Source organism: Leuconostoc gelidum subsp. gelidum KCTC 3527, assembly GCF_000166715.1.
In the GTDB taxonomy this organism is placed as follows: domain Bacteria; phylum Bacillota; class Bacilli; order Lactobacillales; family Lactobacillaceae; genus Leuconostoc; species Leuconostoc gelidum.
Genome location: NZ_AEMI01000038.1, coordinates 1 through 19,048, shown reverse-complemented (window position 1 = coordinate 19,048; position 19,048 = coordinate 1). Strand labels below are relative to the sequence as shown.

The window sequence follows — 19,048 nt, the reverse complement described above, 5'->3', positions numbered from 1 at the left end:
CTCCCCTTACGCCTCAATAATTGTATTACTTTGTGGTACAACAGTCATAATAACATCATTCGACTGTACTGTGTTACCATAATTTGTATCTAGGGCAACATCTGGAAAACTATTCGTGTTTGTAACAATAACCATTGTGGTTACAGGATAACCAGCATCTACTATAGCCTGTTTATCAAACGTACCAAGTAAGTCACCTCTATGAACTTGTTGCCCTTGTGTGACTTGACTGGTAAATCCTTTACCATCCAAATTTACTGTATCAATACCAATATGAATAAGCACCTCAACACCATCATTTGACTTCAGACCATACGCATGTTTTGTTGCATATGCAACCGTAACTTCGCCATCAATAGGCGCAAATATTTTATTGTCTTCTGGTTCAATTGCAATGCCTTTACCCATCATACCACTTGAGAATACTGCATCTTTAACAGTTGTCATATCAACAAGTTCACCGGCAACTGGTGCATTAATTTCAAAACCTGCAACTTGATTTGGATGAACATTTGTTACTGTTGCTGCGTTGACTTCAGGCATATGTGAACGACCGTAAATTAATGTTACTACAAACGATAGACCAAAACTAACAATAATTGCTAAGAAAAAGCCAACCCATTTGTTTGTTGGAATTGCAATGAATCCGATGACACCTGCAGGTCCTAATGATGAAGACATCACATGAAACAAACCCATAACCAAACTAGCCACACCTGATGAACCTAATGCAATAAAGAATGGAAAACGATATTTTAAGTTAACACCGAATAAAGCAGGTTCTGTAATGCCTAACATCGCAGAGGCACCTGCTGACGATGATAAAGCACGTAACTTGGTGTTGCCTTTAGCTAAGAAGTATATTGCAAACGTTGCGGCACCTTGCGCAACGTTTGCTGCTGTGGCGATTGGAAAAATAAAATCACCACCTGTTTTAGCAATATTTGCCAACAATTGTGTTTCAATAGCTGGGAAACTTTGGTGTAAACCAGTAATAACAATCGCTGAATAAAATGATCCAAATACACCATATCCGACAAAGCCAAATGTAGTCACCAACCAAACTAAACCATCTGTAATACCATTTGACACGACACGTAATACCGGACCAACAACAATAAATGTGACAAATCCTGTAATCAAAAGTGCTAACATAGGCGTAAATGTGAAATCAATCGCGCCTTTTAAATGCTTGTGGAAAAACTTTTCAAGTGTTGCCAAGATAAACGCAACACCAATGATTGGCAATACTTGCCCTTGATAGCCCGCCTGTGCAACTGATAGACCAAACAAGTCCCAAGACGGCATCTTGCCAGTAGCAACTGCTTCAGCAACGCCGTATCCATTAATCAAGCTTGGCATAACAAGCATCATACCAGCTGCGGCGCCAAGAATTTCATTCCCACCAAATCGACGCGTTGCTGTTATACCAATTAAAATTGGTAAGAATGCAAATGGTGCCGATGCCATGAGATTGACCATTTCTGCTAATCCCTGAATATTGGGATACATCTCTACTAACGACTTAGTTCCAAAGGGTTGCGTTAAAATGTTGTTTAACGCCATCAGCAAACCACCGGCAACCAAGGCAGGAATCAATGGGACAAAGATGTCTGACAAAACTTTAATTAAATCCATTAATGGATTTTTTTTACCTGATTTTGCAGCGATTTCTTTTAAATCATCTGTTGATGCCTGTTTAACACCAGTCATCTTTACAAATTCATCATAAACACCATTAACATCACCAGGCCCAACAATAATTTGATATTGCCCATTGGCATTAAATGTTCCCTTAAGATCTGGATCATCATCTAATGCTGTTTGGTCAATTTTTTTGACATCTTTAACGACCAAACGTAATCGCGTGGCACAGTGAGCTGCAGCAACAATATTATCTTTTCCAACCGCATTCATAACACGATTTGCAACTTCATTATACTTCATAGTTTTTCCCTGCTCTCTATAAAAAATGAGTGTGTTCCGTCTTAAAATCAGTTACTTTACGGAACCGGTTCTTTATTACACTTTTATTGTAACCGCTTACAATTTTATTTGCAAGTACTTTATTTATTAAATTGATTTCAACCTTTTCTATCTTTTTCTGCTATTATTAGAGGTATGAATAAAAAAGTTACAATAAACGATATTGCCATGATTGCAAACGTCGCAAAAAGTACAGTTTCACGCTATCTAAACGGTGGTTCTGTTAGTGTACATACCCGTGAAAAGCTTGATGGCATTGTAAAAAAGTATAACTACACACCAAATACATTTGCACAAAGTTTAAAGCAACAGACTAATCACACGATTGGCGTAATTGTCCCTCGATTAGATTCAATTGCACAATCTGACATGCTCAGAGGTTTGGACGAATTAAATATAGATGATACCTTTTTAATTATCAACGTCTATCAGGATTCCACTCGCGAATTGGCTGCTATTGAAAAGTTACAATCACAAAATGTCAGCGGCCTTATTATACTAACTGCTAACTTAACTGAAGAAATACGTTCCGTGATAAAAGCATCAAAATTACCAACTGTCATTCAAGGTCAAGATGAGGCCGAATTTAACCGAGTCATTATGAATGACATTCAAGCAGGAAAAACCGTTGGTAACTATCTCCAAAAATTGGCCCCAAAAAATGTTTTACTTTTGAATGTTGATATGTCACTAGATTATGCAGTCGGACACGACCGTTTTGTTGGTATCAAATCTGCACTTAGTGGCATTCCACACAAAGAGATCATCACTGACTTCAAGCTTAATATTGCTAAACAGTCAGCGTATCAAGCCATGATACATGAAGATTTTGATCTCATTATAGGTGCAACTGATCGTATTGTCGTTGGTGCCATGCAATCAGCTTTTGCCTTACACCAAAAACCACGTTATATTGGATTTGGACAATCGTACTTTAGTGAAACTGTTTCTCCAAACCTCACTAGTTTTGAGTTCAGTTTTTTTGAAGCAGGTAAAGAATTGTATCGCCTCTTTCGAAAAGTACGCGACAATAATTCTATACAAATACAACGCGTTGTCATTGACGGCAAACTCATCATTCGCGATTCCACAAACTAACTATAGATTTCTAAAACGATTAACAGCCCTCACTACACTACGATAACTAATAAAAAAAACGACGTGTTAAACAACACGTCGTTTTTTTGTAAAATATTCTGACTGTCTAATTTAAATTAGGCAATGCGCTATTTTTTTATTGGTCACTCTTTAAAACGCCACCCACTGCATAATGATCCTTTGGCATTTCTCGTAAGATAACGTGTACTGCCTCACGAGATGCACCAACATCTGCTACAATGACATCTGTAATATCTTTTACCATTTTGGAAAGTTGTTCATGTGTACGACCTTCTAATAATTCTACTTGTACAATTGGCATTTTTCTTTTCTCTTTTCTAATGACTACTTATTGTCATCTGCTTCTAATTTATCAAGTTGTGATTCTAATTGTTGCTCTGCTTCAATTTGTGCAGTTACTGTTTCAAGTTTTGGCACCGTAACTGCACGTCTCATTTGTAACTGACGATCAGCATCAAAAAATTCTCCTGAAACACTTACCGTACTCAACAGATTAATAAATGCTTTCGGATCAGTACGATGAACAATTTCTTGCATTTCAACTAGTTCATAGCGCGATAAAACCATCATTAATGTCATTGAATCACGTTTTGTATAAGCGCCTCTCGATGGCAATATAGTAATACCACGTATCAAATCTCGATGAAGTGCCTCAACAACTTCATCGCCATTTGAAGTAACAATCAATGCGGTTAGTTTTTGATATCCAGTATAAAGCGCATCAACGGCACGGCCAGTCGCATAAATACCAATTAGCGTAAATAAAGCATTTTGCCAACCAATAAAAGCGCCTGCAACAATAACAACCACAAAATTAATACCATTCATTAGTACGCCGATTGATTTTCCCGTACGTTTTTGAACGACCAACGCTACAATATCCATACCACCTGTCGAAAATCCATACCGCATGGCCAGTCCGATTGAAACCCCCAATAGTAAACCACCAAATAACGATGCCAGTAATGGGTCTGTTGTTAGGGCTTGCGTTGGTGCCACAATTTGCACAACAGATACAACAATAGAGTTTAGAAAACTCAAAATAGTAAATTTACCACCAATTAATTTCCAACCGATAATACCAATTGGAATGTTGAAAATCATGATGAAAGTTCCAGTTTGCATATTAATATGAAATAATTGTACAAAAAATATAGATAACAATTGTGCGATACCATTAAAGCCACTCGAAAAAACTTTATTTGGAATTAAAAATGCATTTAAGGCTAGCACCTGAACAGCAGTACTAGCAAGAAAAACAACCGTTATCAGCAATACCTTACGCCAGTTAATTGTGATTTTTTTCATGTCGACGACACGCTCCTAAAACTAATAAAATACTTCTTTCATCATAACAAAAAAGCTACAAAATGTCGTGGCTTTTAAATGATGTATCTTATTTTATTAATTAGTATTAGTTTGTTCAATCAATTAATAATTTTCAAAGTAAGCGTCAGTTTCCCATTGCGATACAAATTGTCGGTATGATGTGTACTCAATCTTCTTTGCTTCAATAAATTTATCTGCAATGTGACTGCCAATTGCTGCTGTAACTGTACTATCATTCGTTAACTCACGAATCGCTGCCAGCAAAGTGTCTGGTAAGTCAGTAATGCCAGCCTTTGTGCGTTCGGTTTCATCCATCAAATAGATGTTCTTATCAACTGAAGCTAAAGGCTCTAATTCATTTTTAATACCATCTAATCCTGCCGCCAAAACAGCTGCCAATGTCGTGTATGGGTTAGCAGTTGGATCCACTGATCGTAATTCTAAACGAGTTGATTTGCCTCGAGAAGCTGGTACACGAACCATTGGTGAACGATTAGACGCTGACCAAGCAACATATACCGGTGCTTCAAACCCAGGAGTCAATCGTTTATACGAGTTAACAGTTGGATTCGCTAAAGCTGTAAATGCTGTCGCATGTGCTAGTAAACCACCTAAGAAATTGTAGGCTGTTTTTGATAAGCCCATTTCATCAGAAGTATCTTCAAATGCGTTTTCGTCACCACGGAACAAGGACATATTAGTATGCATACCTGATCCATTAATACCAGCTACAGGTTTAGGCATAAAGGTCGCATAATACCCATTTTTACGAGCAATTGTTTTAACAACTAATTTAAACGTCTGAATATTATCAGCAGCCTCCAAGGCAGAAGCATATTTAAAGTCAACTTCATGTTGCCCTTCAGCGACCTCATGGTGTGCTGCTTCAATTTCAAAGCCCATTTTTTCCAAAGTCAAAACGATTTCGCGACGAACATTCTCACCCATATCATGTGGTGCAAGATCGAAATAGCCGCCTTTATCATTTAATTCAGTTGTTGGTTTACCATTCGCATCTAATTTGAATAAGAAAAACTCAGGTTCAGTCCCGACATTAAAAGCTGAGAAACCGGCCGCTTTTGCTTCATTTAAAACTTTACGTAATGCCTGACGCGGATCACCCGCAAATGGCTCACGGTCTGATGTGTAGATATCAGCGATTAAACGTGCCACCTTACCACCATGGCTATCGGTTGCCCAAGGGAAAATCATAAAGGTTGATAAATCAGGATATAGATACATATCTGATTCGTTAATTCGCACAAAACCTTCAATTGATGAACCATCAAACATCAAATTGTTGTTTAACAATTTGTCCAATTGTGAAGTTGGTACTTCCACATTTTTAATTGCGCCAAGAACGTCTGTAAATGTCACGCGAATAAATTCGACGTTTTCATCTATAACAATTTGGTTGATTTCTTCTTTTGTAAATGACTTTCGTGCCATGAGTTCCCTTTCTACTAATAAAACTTGTGAGACAGTTGTGCATAATTAACGATCAAATCGCCCAATTTGAGCAAATTCCTTTTGCAAAGATCGCCGTAGCGCTGACTCTGAATCCTGTTTCCCAACTGCTTTTCGGCGTTGTTTTGCAAATATTTCCTGAATGTCTTTTATTGAATCCCCTGCGTCTAAAAAGTCCTTAATTTCAAGTAAGCGATCAACATCATTTAATGAAAATCGTCTTTGACCTCCTTTGCCACGCGTTGGACTAATCAATTCGTTTTGCTCATAATAACGAATCTGGCGATCAGTTAATAATGTGAGTTCACGGATTGTGCCAATGGGTAAAATCGCTAAATTTCTTCTCAGTTCACGTTCGCTCATTTGACAACCTCCATTAGCATACTTTTATTTTAATTGATATTTATCAGTTATGCGAATATATGTTAGGTTATATAACATGATACATTTTATAGGTTCTATTTTGCATCATACCAAGTATTGCCATAATGGCTTTCGACACGCATAGGCACATCTAATACAACAGCGGAATCCATAACGTTTGTGACCAATTCTGTCAGCTCTTGGATTTCATCCATTGGTGCTTCAAAAATCAGTTCATCATGAACTTGTAATAACATACGTGCTTGCATGTGATGATCTCGTAACGCATCAGCTACTTTAATCATTGCTATTTTAATGATATCAGCTGCTGAACCTTGAATTGGTGAATTCATCGCTGTTCGCTCCGCAAAACTACGTAAATTAAAGTTTTTTGAACTAATTTCTGGTAAATAACGACGGCGTTTGGCAATTGTTTCGACAAAACCTTGTTCGTGGGCTATCTCTTTAATTTTTGCCATCCAAGCATGAATTTGAGGGAACTCCTTAAAATAGGTATCAATAAAATTTTTAGCTTCCGCACGTGAAATACCTAAGTTATTGGCTAATCCAAAATCAGAAATCCCGTAAACAATGCCAAAATTAACAGCTTTTGCTGTACGCCGCATAAGTGCATCAACCGGCGCATCATCTTTTAAGCCAAAAACAGCGCGTGCCGTTTCAGCATGAATATCTTCGCCATTCAAAAACGCCCGCTGCATGTTTTTGTCTCCAGTCATATGGGCAAGCACACGTAACTCAATTTGTGAATAATCAGCACCAACAATTTGCCAATTTGGTTCACTTGGTACAAATGCTGTTCTAATTTGCCTACCCTCTTCTGTTCGCATAGGAATGTTTTGTAGGTTTGGATCTACCGATGACAAACGTCCTGTCTGCGTTAACGTTTGTAAAAATCTGGTATGAATTTTACTATCTTGATCATGCACAACAGTTAATAATCCTTCAACGTAAGTAGATTTTAATTTTGCCAGTTGACGATATTGCAAAATATGATCGACAATTGGTGCTTGTGCCGCTAATTTTTCCAATACATCAACAGCTGTTGAATAGCCAGTTTTCGTTCGTTTAACTACTGGCAAACCCATTTTTTCAAAAAGAAGTACACCAAGTTGCTTTGGAGAATTAATATTGAATTTTTCACCTGCTTCTATATAAATTGCATTTTCAATTGCATGAATTCGACCCTCAAGGTCACTACCAATATCACGCAATCTTTTCTGATCAATTTTAATCCCTTGGTACTCCATATCTGCTAATACTTGAGCTAATGGCAATTCTATTTCTGTATATAAATGTGTTTGCTCATGTTCTTGCAATGCGTCAAATGCTAATTGTTCCACTTGCATTAAAATATCTGCTTTATTTGCTAAATGTGCTAACACACGAGCGTCATCTTCGGGTATTGCAAATTTAGCCCCTTTACCATAAATATCCTCATCTGATGTCATATAAAGATCAAAGCGTTGGGCAAGGGTTGCTAATTCATTATCATTATCAGTTGTATCAAGTAAATATGATGCCAATAAGAAATCAAATTTCGTTCCTTTAAGTTTGATACCTAATCTTTTAAGCAATATCAACTGTGCCTTAATGTTAAATACGTTTTTGATTATACCAGCGTTTTCAATCACAGACTTTAATTCTGGCCTTTGCAAAAGTGTCACATCACGACTACCATAATAGCCTGTGGCTGGGCTTCCTATCACAAAACCCACCATGTCGTCAATGTGATAATTTTGCCCTACCATTTCAATATGAAAGGCGATTTTGGTACCTAACATGGCAACAGCTTGTAAATTGTCATCTTGAAGCTTTATCACATTAATGCTCTTTTCAACAGTTGTTTGACTGCCTGAAATTTGACCTGACTTTTGTAGTGCCTTAATCTTAGCAAGCTGTTTTTTAAAATCTAAATTTTCATAGAATGTCACCAAATTATCGTAATCAATCCCACGATATTCAATTTCTTCTAGTGGCAATGCCAAGGTAGCATCTGTCAGGATTGTTGCTAATTTTCTAGCACAAAAGGCTAGTTGACGATCATTAATTAAATTATCTTTTAATTTAGATTGTTTCATATCATCAACATGTGCATATAGATTGTCAATATCGTGATACTCAGCTAACAATTTTAAAGCCGTTTTCTCACCAACTTTTGTTATACCTGGATAATTATCGGATGTATCGCCTGTTAGAGCTTTTTTTTCAATAATTTGTAACGGTGTCAAGTTAAACTTTTCCATGATATAGTCTGGCGTGTAACGTTCAATTTCCGTCACACCTTTTTTAGTCACATTAACTGTAATTTTATCTGTGGCTAATTGGGTCAAATCCTGGTCACCAGTTACAATAATCACCGTGTACCCAGCTTGTTCCCCCAAACGTGAATAAGTACCAATAATATCATCTGCCTCTAAGCCTGGTTGTTCATAATTTCGCAATCCATGTAATGCAACCATTTCACGTAAATACGGAAACTGCTCTTTAAACTCTGACGGCGCTTTTGAACGGCCATCTTTGTATTCTGGAAATAATTCACCGCGGAAAGTTTCTTTCCCAGAAGCCGCGTCCCATGCTACAACAGCTAAATCTGGTTGCATTGGATCCACAATTTGATCCAAAAAATTATTGAATGCCACTAGTGCGTTAGTGTGCAGTCCTTTATGTGAAATCATTCTATCAAGTTGATTGTACATAGCATAAAAAGCCCGAAAAGCAAGTGAATTACCATCAATTAAAAGTAGTTTTTTTGTCATTTTATATTCCTTTATCTATCTTCTAGTGTAACAAAAAAACAGCCCTCAAGGCTGTTAAATTTAATATTCATGTTTATCATCTTGGCTTGAAAATTGACTAATCTCTTGATCCACCAACCACACCAAAAATTCGAATTAGAGCAAAGAATAGGTTGACAAAATCAAGATACAAGCGTAAAGCACCGTTGACTGCTAACCCAGTTGTATCAGCTTGCCCAGCAAACTGATTATACATGAGTTTTAAATTTTGATTATCATAAGCAGTATACAACGAGAACACAATAACACTGACACCTGAGATCAGCAATGACACAATGCCATTATAAAATAGAATGTTCACAACTGATGCAACAACTAGACCAATCAATAAGCCAAAAAGAATTGAACCCATACCAGTTAAATCGCGTTTTGTGAAGATACCATAGGCAGCCATACCGCCAAACACTGCAGCGGCTGATACAAACGCCATAGTCACTGAAGCACCTGTATAAACTGCTAATAGCAAACCTAACGTCAAACCTTCAACAACGGCAAATGCCATCAATAGACCAAATGCTCGTGCTGGGTTTTTAAAGGTTGCACGCCCAATCATTGTCATAATTAAGATTTGAATACCAAAAAGTGCTAATGTGCCAACGATATTTCCTGCAATCAAAGCAACCACTTGGGCTAAGAAAAATTTTTGTACAACAAATCCCGTAATTGCCGTGACCATAACAGCTATTGCCATAAAGCTATACGTTTGTTTGAAAAACGCCCGCATACCCGCATCCATGCCTGTTACATCACGGCGTGTATTAATATTAAAATTATCCATTTGAGTCTCCTCACATTAAGTTCTTCAAGTAAAATACTGTACCAATCACTATTTCTAGCTAACACATATTATAACAGAGAATAGATTAAATTTATATTAAAAAGCTTAATTTAAAGTGCCTATTTATCACTTACCATAAGCTTTTTATTGCAAATCAGTTCGTAGTTGTCCAAGCAATTTTTCATAGGCAAATTCATATTTTTCAATATCACCTGCACCCATAAATACCATGACAGCATTTTCATAAGGCATTAAGAGACTCATATTTTCTTCTTCGATAATACCACCGAATTTGCTTATCTCTGCGCCAATTTCAGCGGAAGTAACAGCGCCCACCGCCTCACGAGCCGAACCAAATATATTTGCTAAATACACCTTATCTGCCGCTTCCAAGCTTTTGGCAAATTCATCTTTATATGCAATAACACGCGAATATGTATGCGGTTGAAAAATTGCAATAATTTGCTTATTAGGATACTTTTGACGTGCCGCATCTAGTGTCGCATCAATTTCTGTTGGATGATGCGCATAATCATCAATAACTGTAATATCAGCAATTTGCTTTTCACTAAAACGCCGCTTAACCCCTTGATAAGTCATTAAATAATCACGAATCAGATCTAAATCAACTTTTTCCATATAAGCAACTGCAATAACTGCCAAGGCGTTTAAAATACTATGTTGTCCAAACAGTGGTACCGAAAATTCACCCAATGTTTCACCACGAAATGTGACATTAAAATGCGATCCTTGTGTTGACTTATGAATATTTTCAGCAACAAAATCATCATTTTCAGGATTTGTGCCATAGTAATAAACTGTCGCTTTAGGACGAAGTGCACGTAAATGCGCATCGTCTCCCCAAGCAAAAATAGCTTTTTTTACATTATTAGCAAAATCAGAAAAAGCATTTGTCACATCCGCAATATTTTTGAAATAATCAGGATGATCAAAGTCAATATTTGTTAAAATAGCATAATCTGGTGCATAATCTTTAAAATGACGTCGGTATTCATCAGCTTCCGCTACAAAAAATTGCGAGTTAGGTACCCCACGACCTGTCCCATCCCCAATCAAATAAGACGTTGGCGCGATATTTTTTAAAACATGCGCTAGTAATCCAGTCGTTGAGGTTTTACCATGCGCACCAGCAACTGCGATCGAAGTTGTTTGCATGATTTGTTCTTGGACAGCATCAGGGTAGGTCATCATAGTAACACCTAATGCTAAAGCTCTGGCTACTTCAACTTGTTCATCAGAAAACGCATTGCCACGCACAAAAATAGCCTCACGGTATCTGTCAACATTTTCTGACTGAAATGATAAAATTTTAATGCCAGCGGCTTCTAATGGTGCTTGTGTATATGTATAGGCATCAATATCAGAACCGATCACAATATTCCCTTGATCATGCAAAATTTGAGCTAAAGGTCCCATTCCAGTCCCTTTAACGCCAATAAAATAATATGTTTTAGGCATTATTTCCCCTTATTTGGTAAAAATGTAAAGTACTGCAATTCACCTTTGCGTAGCTCAAATATCAATTTTTTATACTGCGCATTTTCATCATTTAACGTGCGATAAGTACGCGGTGCATTTTGTAATTTATCTTGTATTAACATTTTAATATTCAGTATCCACTAAGCCATCTTTATATAATGATTTCGCTTTATCAAAGTCAAAAGGTTCGCCAATTTCACCAAAGTTTTCTGGTAAAATGAGTGCACCAGGTTTATCTGGCGCACCGACCAATTGCAGTTCACGACCTGAAACAATCATCCCACTTGATGGTACACCTCGGAGGGCACCGTCCCAAATTAATGCACCTGATGGCATCATGGTACCTGGTTGTGCAACAACAACCTTGATGCCTTCTCGCATGTTTGGCGAGCCAGAAACAATTTGTAACACTTTCTCGTCACTTACTGCTGTTGACGTGACAGATAGATGATCCGAATCAGGATGTGACTTGATACTCTTAACTCGTCCAATGACTAATTTTGATGCTTCTGCCACCAAAACATCATTAAACCCTGCTTCTCGAATCGCATTATTCACAATTGTAATTTGATCTTTTTCGAGATAAATTTGACCATTTTGTAATGTAATATTTAATTGTTTGCCAAGACCAGCAATATTAAATCCTGTTGTTTTCTTTGTATCACTATTTTGAATACGTGTTACTTGACCGTTTGTCGTGACCTGCTGCTTGTTGGCATTAGGTGCTAAAACAATCACCAAAATATCACCACATGCTTTTAAATTATAAGTTGTTATCATTTCTCAGTCCTTAACTTATTTCGTAATTTTATGGTATCATATTCATTTTAAAAATACAAAAAGCCGCTATCGCGGCCCGCTTATGCTTTGCTGTCCAAATATGATAAGAGTAGTTTAGCCGAAACTTTTCCTGCTTCTACAACGTAATCGTCAAATACAATTCCAGAATCACCATTTGCCAAATCTGATACGCCTCGTAACACAATAAAAGGTGTGTTAAATTGATAAGCCACTTGTGCCACAGCTGCAGCCTCCATTTCGGCAAGCACAGCTTCAGGGAAATGTGTCAAAATACGTTTTTTAGCCTCATCTTGCACAAATTGATCACCTGAAACAATAAGACCCGTTTTAACTGCTGCCAACTGTGCAAACTCTCTGACAACTTGTTCATCTGCCTCATAATACAGTGGCCGATTGGGTACTTGACCAAAATCATAACCAAACACAGTTACATCAACATCTGAGTACGCAACGCGCGTTCCTACAACCTCATCGCCTATTTTTAAATCAGGGTCTAGCGCACCGGCTGATCCCGTATTAACAACTAGATCGGGTTGGAAATTGTCAATTAGCACAGTAGTCGCTGATGCTGCCGCAACTTTACCAATACCTGATTCAGTTAACACAATCTCATGACCATGGTATTGTCCAGTCGTAATTTCTGTACCGCCATGACGTTTTGTGGCTGTATTTTCTAATGCAGCAATTAGGGCAATTTTTTCTTCCGCCATTGGCGTAATAATTCCAATTTTCATAATTAAGTGACTAACAATTCATTAGTATCAGCACTTGAGGCCGTACAATCTAAACTTGTCAGTAAGTTTCCTTTCATTTCTATGTGTTCGTAACTTTTTGAGTATCTCTTTTTTATTTACAGCAAATTAATTCACAAGAAAAAAGAATGCATATGTCGCCACAATAAAGAGTAACAGTACAACAATCGTAAGGTTGTAGCGATGTGTTAACCGCTTTGATTTGCCTAATGTTGTGAGTTTTCCATCAGATCCGAGTTCATAACGTCCCTTGCGTGTTAGACGCATTTCTTCGCGTGTTTCTGGTGACACAACTGTTATTTTTGTAGGATGTTCTCTAGCATAATTTTTTTCAACTTGATTGCGTTCTTTCTCACGTTTTTTTTGAGCTCTTTTAGCTGCCCTTCGTGATAGTTCTTCAGACATTTTAACCTCTTAAATATGACCAGTACAAGAATGCTAATATCGTTTTTTGATCATTCAGTTTACCAGTTTCAAACAACACTTTCATATCATTAAATGATACTGTCACCAGATCTAAAGATTCGCCTAAGTCTCTTGGTAACTGCTCTTTTTCACTAACCGCTTGAAGATCTTGAGCAGTATAAACATGCATGTAGGCATCGGAAAACCCAACTGTTTCAAAAAAACCCACTATGCGCTTAATAACACCAGCAGTCATTCGTAACTCTTCATTGAGTTCACGTTCAACCGCATGTTCAGGTTGATCAAAGTCGCGCTCGTCCAGTTTACCAGCAGGTATTTCTAAAATAAAATCACCAATCGACGCACGATACTGTTTTTCTAATATCATATGATCTGCATCAATAAATGGTAAGACTGCTATTGCCGGAACATGCCTTACAATATCACGCTCAGCTTGACGACCATTATATAAATTAACTGATTGTGTTTCGATGCTGAAAATCGGCCCTTTATAAATTATTTTTGAACCAATGACATGCTCGCGCTCTGCCATTATGCATCAACCGCTTGCTTCATAATCGGACTCACTTCCGCCGCCTGATAATTCTTAAACCCTTGAACAAGCACATAATTTACTTTTTCACCTTGAATAAGTGATTTAAATCCTACCATATCAATACCATTAAAATGCACAAATACATCTTCGCCCCCATCGTCGGGTGTAATGTAGCCATAGCCACGTTCTTTTTGCCAAATTTTTACTATTCCTGTTTTCATATTCTTATTATATCAAAAAAAGACGCTATTATGTCATGTACGATAGAAATTAAATAGCTTTCTAGTTTATATCAAATATTTTTTAACAGCAAAAAATACTATGCTTTACTTTTTGAATTCATCACAATTTTTCAATATCAGGATTAAATTTAAAGCCATTAATTGTACCCTTTACAATCAATCTTATTTTTTGGCCACGATATTGCACACCAGGTAAAAATAGTGTTTTTAAAAAATCAAGCACACTGTGCCCTAGTGTTTTGATAAGTTTTAAATGAGAATGTCGACGTCGAGATGTTAATAGGCGATTTCGATATTCAAATAAGTATCGTGGTAGCCGACTTGCATCTACTTCACCAACAATATCACCGGGTTCTGAATTAAATTGACTGGCATGTATCACAATTGATTGATGAACAAGATATCCAGACATAGCACGTGCTGCACGTTCGGTATACTCAATATCATCGCCCCAAATGAAGTATTCTTTTTGAGGTAAACCAATTTTTTTAATTAGATCACGTTTAAAAATAGTAGATACAAAAGTTGCATGTTTAATGGGTAGCCATTTTTCATCACCCTGATATATTCTACGCTTATTCCCATTTAGCAAACCCGGTATATTCATTTTAGCCCAGTTACCATCTGTCCATACCACTTTACTAGCACCCCAACCGGCCAACTTATTATTATCAAACATATCTAACAAATTTGTTAACGCATCAGCTGTTGGCATTGAATCATCATCCATTAACCATACAAAATCGTCATTTGTTTGTTCAAAAAATGTCCGAATACCCGAGTTAAAACCACCAGCACCACCTATATTTTCAGATAAATGTACAATGATTAAGCGACCATCTGACAAGCTATCCAAATATTCACGTGTCCCATCAGTACTTGCACCGTCAATAATAATCAGATGTCTCAATTTATCAGTATCTTGACTTAAAACCTTTTGAATCGATTTACTTAGTAATTCTAATCGATTATATGTTACAAGAACTGCTGATACGGATAATTTTATCATCATAACTCCTTATTTGTCTGCCTAACAGTTTTATTACGGCATTAACTGATTATTTGTGCGAATAAAAAAGGCTTTTCGCCCTTTTTAACAAAAAACTAATCTGTTTTAGATTTATGATCAGTCGTCAAATCTTTTGTATTTAAATCTTTTTTAATCTGAGTTGTTGATATTTCAGGCGTGCGCGCTAGATAGACAACCTCTGCATCTGTTTCATCTTGCAAAAAATCGAATTGGCCAGCCCAATCATCACCCATAACAAACGTATCTACTTTGTATAACTTAACATCCGAGGTTTTTTGGTCCCACGCTTCCTCCGGAATAACTAAATCAACATAGCGAATGGCTTCCAATAATTGTTTGCGCTTTTCATATGAAAAATAAGTTTTCTTTTGTTTTGAATGCCAATTAAACTCGTCAGTTGAAAGTGCAACAATTAAATAATCACCCATTTCTTTTGCACGTTTTAATAAATTGATGTGCCCATAATGTAACATATCAAAGGTGCCGTATGTGATCACTCGTTTCATAGTCGATAATCCTTTAAAATTATTTTTCTTCTCGTGTAATATAAATTGGTCGATGTTTCGATTCTAAAAAGATAGCAGCGACATAACGGCCAATAACACCTAGACTTAGTAGCTGTATGCCACCAATAAATAAAATAATTGTTACCATTGATGGCCAACCTGCAACGCTGTTATTGTAAGCCAAAGCACGAATAACAATAAAAGCCGCACTCAGTAGTGAGATACCAAACGAGAGAAATCCAAGACCAGTTATAATCGTTAGTGGAAAAGTTGAAAATGAAACAATACCCGCAATAGCATATTTTGATAATGACCAAAATGACCATGACGTGCTACCAGCAACACGTTCCCTATTTTCAAATGGGATATACTTTGTTTTAAAGCCAACCCAACTAAATATGCCTTTACTAAATCGTTGATTCTCACTCATTGACAAAATTGCATTAACCATCTGTCGTGTCATCACACGATAATCACGTGCCCCATCGACAAGTTGTGTTTCACTTATCTTATTCATCCACACATAAAATTGTGCAGAAAACCATGACCGTATTCTGGCTTCGCCTGACCGATCAGCTCGTCTTGTGCCTACAGCATCATAATCGCCACTCTGGACATCCTGCAACATTTGTGGCAATAATTCTGGTGGGTCTTGTAAATCAACATCCATCACTGCAACATATTGTCCAGTTGTTTGTTGCAGACCAGCATAAAGCCCAGCTTCTTTTCCAAAGTTACGAGAAAAACTAATGTAGTGGACGTTTTCATCATGATTAGCTAATTCACGAAGGATACTAAGTGTGTGATCTGTCGAACCATCATCAACAAAATGATATTCTATTGTGGCTGTTACTTTATCTTTCAGAGCAGATAAAGTATCATAAAAAGTTTGAATTGTTTCTTCTTCATTATGAACGGGAACTACCAGTGATAATACTTCTGATTTTTCAATTGAATAATTGTCAATTTTTTCTGTCATTTTAGGTCCTAAATTTTTATGTACGCCCATTGGGCATTTTACTTCGTGTCATCATGTGCAAAATTAAAATCTGCAGCAACATTAAACTCGTCTCGTACAGTATGAAATGCGTCATTAAATACTTGATCCATATCAAAATAACGGTATTTACCTAGTCGGCCGCCAAAAATAATTTCTGGATGTTTTTGTCGTGCTTCTTGCGCATATTGCTTGTAAATTTGTGTATTTTTATCATTATTAACTGGGTAATATGCTTCTTTTGATCGATCCCATTCTTGTGGATATTCCTTGGTAATGATTGTCTTCCCTGCATCCGCCAAGCCATCAAGATGGCGCCATTCCATCACGCGCGTATAAGGTGTTTTGGCATCTGTATAATTAATCACAGCATTCCCTTGATAATTATCAGAATCAATCACTTCACTTTCAAAGCGTAATGAGCGATACTCTAACTCACCAAATTGATAATCAAAGAATTGATCAATCATACCGGTATACAAAACCCGCGGAAACTCTGACAACAGTGTTTCTTTGTAATCAAAAAAGTCTGTATCGGTTAACACATCAATCAAGCCTTGTGATTGTGATAACATCCGCTCAAATATTTGCGTATAGCCACCAACCGGTATTCCTTGATAACGATGATTAAAATAGTTGTTATCGTAAATAAAACGTACTGGCAATCGTTTTATAATGAACGCCGGTAATTCGGTTGCTGGACGTCCCCATTGCTTTTCAGTATAACCTTTGATTAACTTTTCATAAATATCAGTACCAATCAAAGAAATAGCTTGTTCTTCCAAATTACGTGGCTGACGGTCCCCTAAATCTTTCAACGCCAACTCACGTTGTTCAGCAATTTTTGCCTGCGCTTCATCGGGCGTCTTCGTTCCCCACATTTGATAAAATGTATTCATATTAAATGGCAAATTATATAAAGTCCCCTGATAATTTGCGACAACTTGGTTTTGATAGCCATTAAATTCAGCAAATTGGCGAATATAATCCCATACTTCTTTATTATCCGTATGAAAAATGTGTGCACCAAAATCATGAACTGTAATACCATGTTCTACATGTGTATGGGTATTTCCAGCAATATAAGGCCGTTTTTCCACGATCAACGACTTTTTCCCACGTTTGGCTGCTTCATATGCAAAGATCATGCCAAATGGCCCTGCACCAACAATTAAATAATCATAATTTTTTGTATTAAATTTATTTACCATAATATCTCCATTATACCTGAGAAGCCTCAACTTTGCATATTGTAAAACATTTTTTTACGAATTAATTTTTTAATTAGCGACATTAAAATTTTAAGTCTTTTTTGATAAAAGCACACTGAGAAAAATAAATGAAATGAAACATAGAAATCATGAACACCGCATATCTACCATTAACGTTTCAATATATAAACCAATCTGTCTCGAATACACTCATGCTCATCTTATTAACCTAGTCTATTTTACCAACGTTTCAGTATTATGAGTTGAACTGTTGTCATAAACGTATATTTTAATGTCTAAAATGAGTTTTGTAACTTTTTTTACATTTTCAATTATTTTAATAATTGTTTGACTTTCATTGTATGAAGCGGATATTGACAACCTTAGTTTTTCTATCCGTTAATATCATTTCTTCTCGGTTCAACAATATTGTATGCCATATTTTATTGCTTATTTCATTTAATTATACGTTATTTTAAAAATTTTATAACAATTAATGAGTGTACATTTTATTTACCATGAATAAATATTATTAATTTTTTAAAACAAAAAGCACTCCACATATCTGCAAAGCACTACGTTAATTATAGCATATTTGTTTTGTACCTATTACATCTTTAACAATTAAAAAATCGAGTTTATTTAGAAAAAATAGTATTAAAAATGTATAATTCCCGCTACAGACGAATCTACTCTAATTGTCCTTTCATGATATGCCAACCCACTATAATTACCTTCAATTATGTTAAATGTTCCATCATTGTTTATACTAGTAATATACGCGACATGGCCTTCAGCATATGGATACAATGAAGTTCCACCTTTAAATGAGATAGCAGTGCCAGGTTCTGGAATTAAATCAACCCGAAGTCCTTTATTCCTTGCACGACTTGCCCACTCAGACCCATTTCCTAGCCCTCTAATTATCGAGTCTGGAACTCCCTGAGAACTTAAAACGCCTGCGACAAATGCTGTACAATTATGACTATAGTAGCCCCAGCCGCCATTATTGTATCCATTAATGCCAGCCTCTTTAGCATTTTTAGGAACAATAGTACTATCATCAGACATAGCTCCGGTTACTTTGTCGAAGTAATACCAATTATTATCAATTTTTTGTTCACCATAAATCATTTGCCCTTGACTATTATAATAAACTATTTTATTGCCTAAATCTTGGAAGCCCATTG

At 36.6% G+C, this 19,048-nt stretch carries 20 protein-coding genes; 1 reads left to right on the top strand and 19 read right to left on the bottom strand.

What is annotated here, in order from left to right; genetic code table 11:
* Nucleotides 1-6: 6 nt before the first annotated feature.
* Nucleotides 7-1,947, bottom strand: coding sequence for a sucrose-specific PTS transporter subunit IIBC (locus tag EUI_RS0109215; RefSeq protein ID WP_010687887.1), 1,941 nt, complete (start codon nt 1,945-1,947; stop codon nt 7-9).
* Between the two features lie 174 nt (nt 1,948-2,121).
* Here EUI_RS0109215 and EUI_RS0109210 point away from each other — a divergent pair, with 174 nt between their 5' ends.
* Nucleotides 2,122-3,084 carry a LacI family DNA-binding transcriptional regulator gene (locus tag EUI_RS0109210; RefSeq protein ID WP_010687886.1) on the top strand — a complete coding sequence of 321 codons (963 nt, stop codon included), beginning with the start codon at nt 2,122-2,124 and terminating at the stop codon, nt 3,082-3,084.
* Nucleotides 3,085-3,220: 136 nt separating this feature from the next.
* Here the strand turns inward: EUI_RS0109210 and EUI_RS0109205 are convergent, their stop codons facing one another.
* The 18 genes from EUI_RS0109205 to EUI_RS0109120 form a co-directional block, all read right to left on the bottom strand.
* Nucleotides 3,221-3,406, bottom strand: coding sequence for a 2-hydroxymuconate tautomerase (locus EUI_RS0109205; protein ID WP_010687885.1), 186 nt, complete (start codon nt 3,404-3,406; stop codon nt 3,221-3,223).
* A 23-nt stretch (nt 3,407-3,429) separates the two neighbouring features.
* Complete coding sequence (locus EUI_RS0109200) at nt 3,430-4,413, bottom strand: YitT family protein (protein WP_010687884.1); 984 nt, start codon at nt 4,411-4,413, stop codon at nt 3,430-3,432.
* A gap of 123 nt (nt 4,414-4,536) precedes the next feature.
* Nucleotides 4,537-5,883, bottom strand: a complete 1,347-nt coding sequence (gene glnA / locus EUI_RS0109195) for a type I glutamate--ammonia ligase (protein ID WP_010687883.1) — start codon at nt 5,881-5,883, stop codon at nt 4,537-4,539.
* 45 nt (nt 5,884-5,928) lie between these two features.
* Nucleotides 5,929-6,264, bottom strand: a complete 336-nt coding sequence (locus tag EUI_RS0109190; protein WP_010687882.1) for a MerR family transcriptional regulator — start codon at nt 6,262-6,264, stop codon at nt 5,929-5,931.
* A 95-nt stretch (nt 6,265-6,359) separates the two neighbouring features.
* Nucleotides 6,360-9,041, bottom strand: a complete 2,682-nt coding sequence (gene polA / locus EUI_RS0109185) for a DNA polymerase I (RefSeq protein WP_010687881.1) — start codon at nt 9,039-9,041, stop codon at nt 6,360-6,362.
* A 97-nt stretch (nt 9,042-9,138) separates the two neighbouring features.
* Nucleotides 9,139-9,858, bottom strand: a complete 720-nt coding sequence (locus EUI_RS0109180) for a Bax inhibitor-1/YccA family protein (protein ID WP_010687880.1) — start codon at nt 9,856-9,858, stop codon at nt 9,139-9,141.
* Nucleotides 9,859-10,002: 144 nt separating this feature from the next.
* The gene (gene murC / locus EUI_RS0109175) at nt 10,003-11,337 is read right to left on the bottom strand and encodes a UDP-N-acetylmuramate--L-alanine ligase (protein ID WP_010687879.1); all 1,335 of its coding nucleotides are present in this window, start codon (nt 11,335-11,337) and stop codon (nt 10,003-10,005) included.
* Nucleotides 11,337-11,480 carry a hypothetical protein gene (locus EUI_RS0109170; RefSeq protein WP_010386426.1) on the bottom strand — a complete coding sequence of 48 codons (144 nt, stop codon included), beginning with the start codon at nt 11,478-11,480 and terminating at the stop codon, nt 11,337-11,339. Before EUI_RS0109170 ends, murC begins: the two co-directional genes overlap by 1 nt.
* A 1-nt stretch (nt 11,481) precedes the next feature.
* On the bottom strand, nt 11,482-12,138 hold the full coding sequence (gene ytpR, locus EUI_RS0109165) for a YtpR family tRNA-binding protein (protein ID WP_010687878.1): 657 nt from the start codon (nt 12,136-12,138) through the stop codon (nt 11,482-11,484).
* Nucleotides 12,139-12,218: 80 nt separating this feature from the next.
* Nucleotides 12,219-12,893 carry a 5'-methylthioadenosine/adenosylhomocysteine nucleosidase gene (locus tag EUI_RS0109160; protein ID WP_010687877.1) on the bottom strand — a complete coding sequence of 225 codons (675 nt, stop codon included), beginning with the start codon at nt 12,891-12,893 and terminating at the stop codon, nt 12,219-12,221.
* Between the two features lie 126 nt (nt 12,894-13,019).
* Nucleotides 13,020-13,316 carry a hypothetical protein gene (locus EUI_RS0109155; protein WP_010687876.1) on the bottom strand — a complete coding sequence of 99 codons (297 nt, stop codon included), beginning with the start codon at nt 13,314-13,316 and terminating at the stop codon, nt 13,020-13,022.
* Between the two features lies 1 nt (nt 13,317).
* Entirely contained in the window at nt 13,318-13,869 is a 552-nt protein-coding gene (locus EUI_RS0109150) for an NUDIX hydrolase (RefSeq protein ID WP_010687875.1), read from the bottom strand.
* A complete protein-coding gene (locus tag EUI_RS0109145) occupies nt 13,869-14,093 on the bottom strand; it encodes a cold-shock protein (protein ID WP_010687874.1) in 225 nt (74 codons plus the stop codon). Before EUI_RS0109145 ends, EUI_RS0109150 begins: the two co-directional genes overlap by 1 nt.
* Before the next feature lie 121 nt (nt 14,094-14,214).
* Complete coding sequence (locus tag EUI_RS0109140; RefSeq protein ID WP_010687873.1) at nt 14,215-15,123, bottom strand: glycosyltransferase family 2 protein; 909 nt, start codon at nt 15,121-15,123, stop codon at nt 14,215-14,217.
* A 95-nt stretch (nt 15,124-15,218) separates the two neighbouring features.
* On the bottom strand, nt 15,219-15,650 hold the full coding sequence (gene tagD, locus EUI_RS0109135) for a glycerol-3-phosphate cytidylyltransferase (protein WP_010687872.1): 432 nt from the start codon (nt 15,648-15,650) through the stop codon (nt 15,219-15,221).
* Between the two features lie 19 nt (nt 15,651-15,669).
* Nucleotides 15,670-16,629, bottom strand: coding sequence for a glycosyltransferase family 2 protein (locus EUI_RS0109130; RefSeq protein WP_029508555.1), 960 nt, complete (start codon nt 16,627-16,629; stop codon nt 15,670-15,672).
* Nucleotides 16,630-16,667: 38 nt separating this feature from the next.
* Nucleotides 16,668-17,858, bottom strand: coding sequence for a UDP-galactopyranose mutase (gene glf / locus EUI_RS0109125; protein ID WP_010687870.1), 1,191 nt, complete (start codon nt 17,856-17,858; stop codon nt 16,668-16,670).
* A gap of 657 nt (nt 17,859-18,515) precedes the next feature.
* Nucleotides 18,516-19,048, bottom strand: a 533-nt coding sequence (locus tag EUI_RS0109120; protein ID WP_010687869.1) for a CHAP domain-containing protein, incomplete at its 5' end; no start/stop codon positions are given.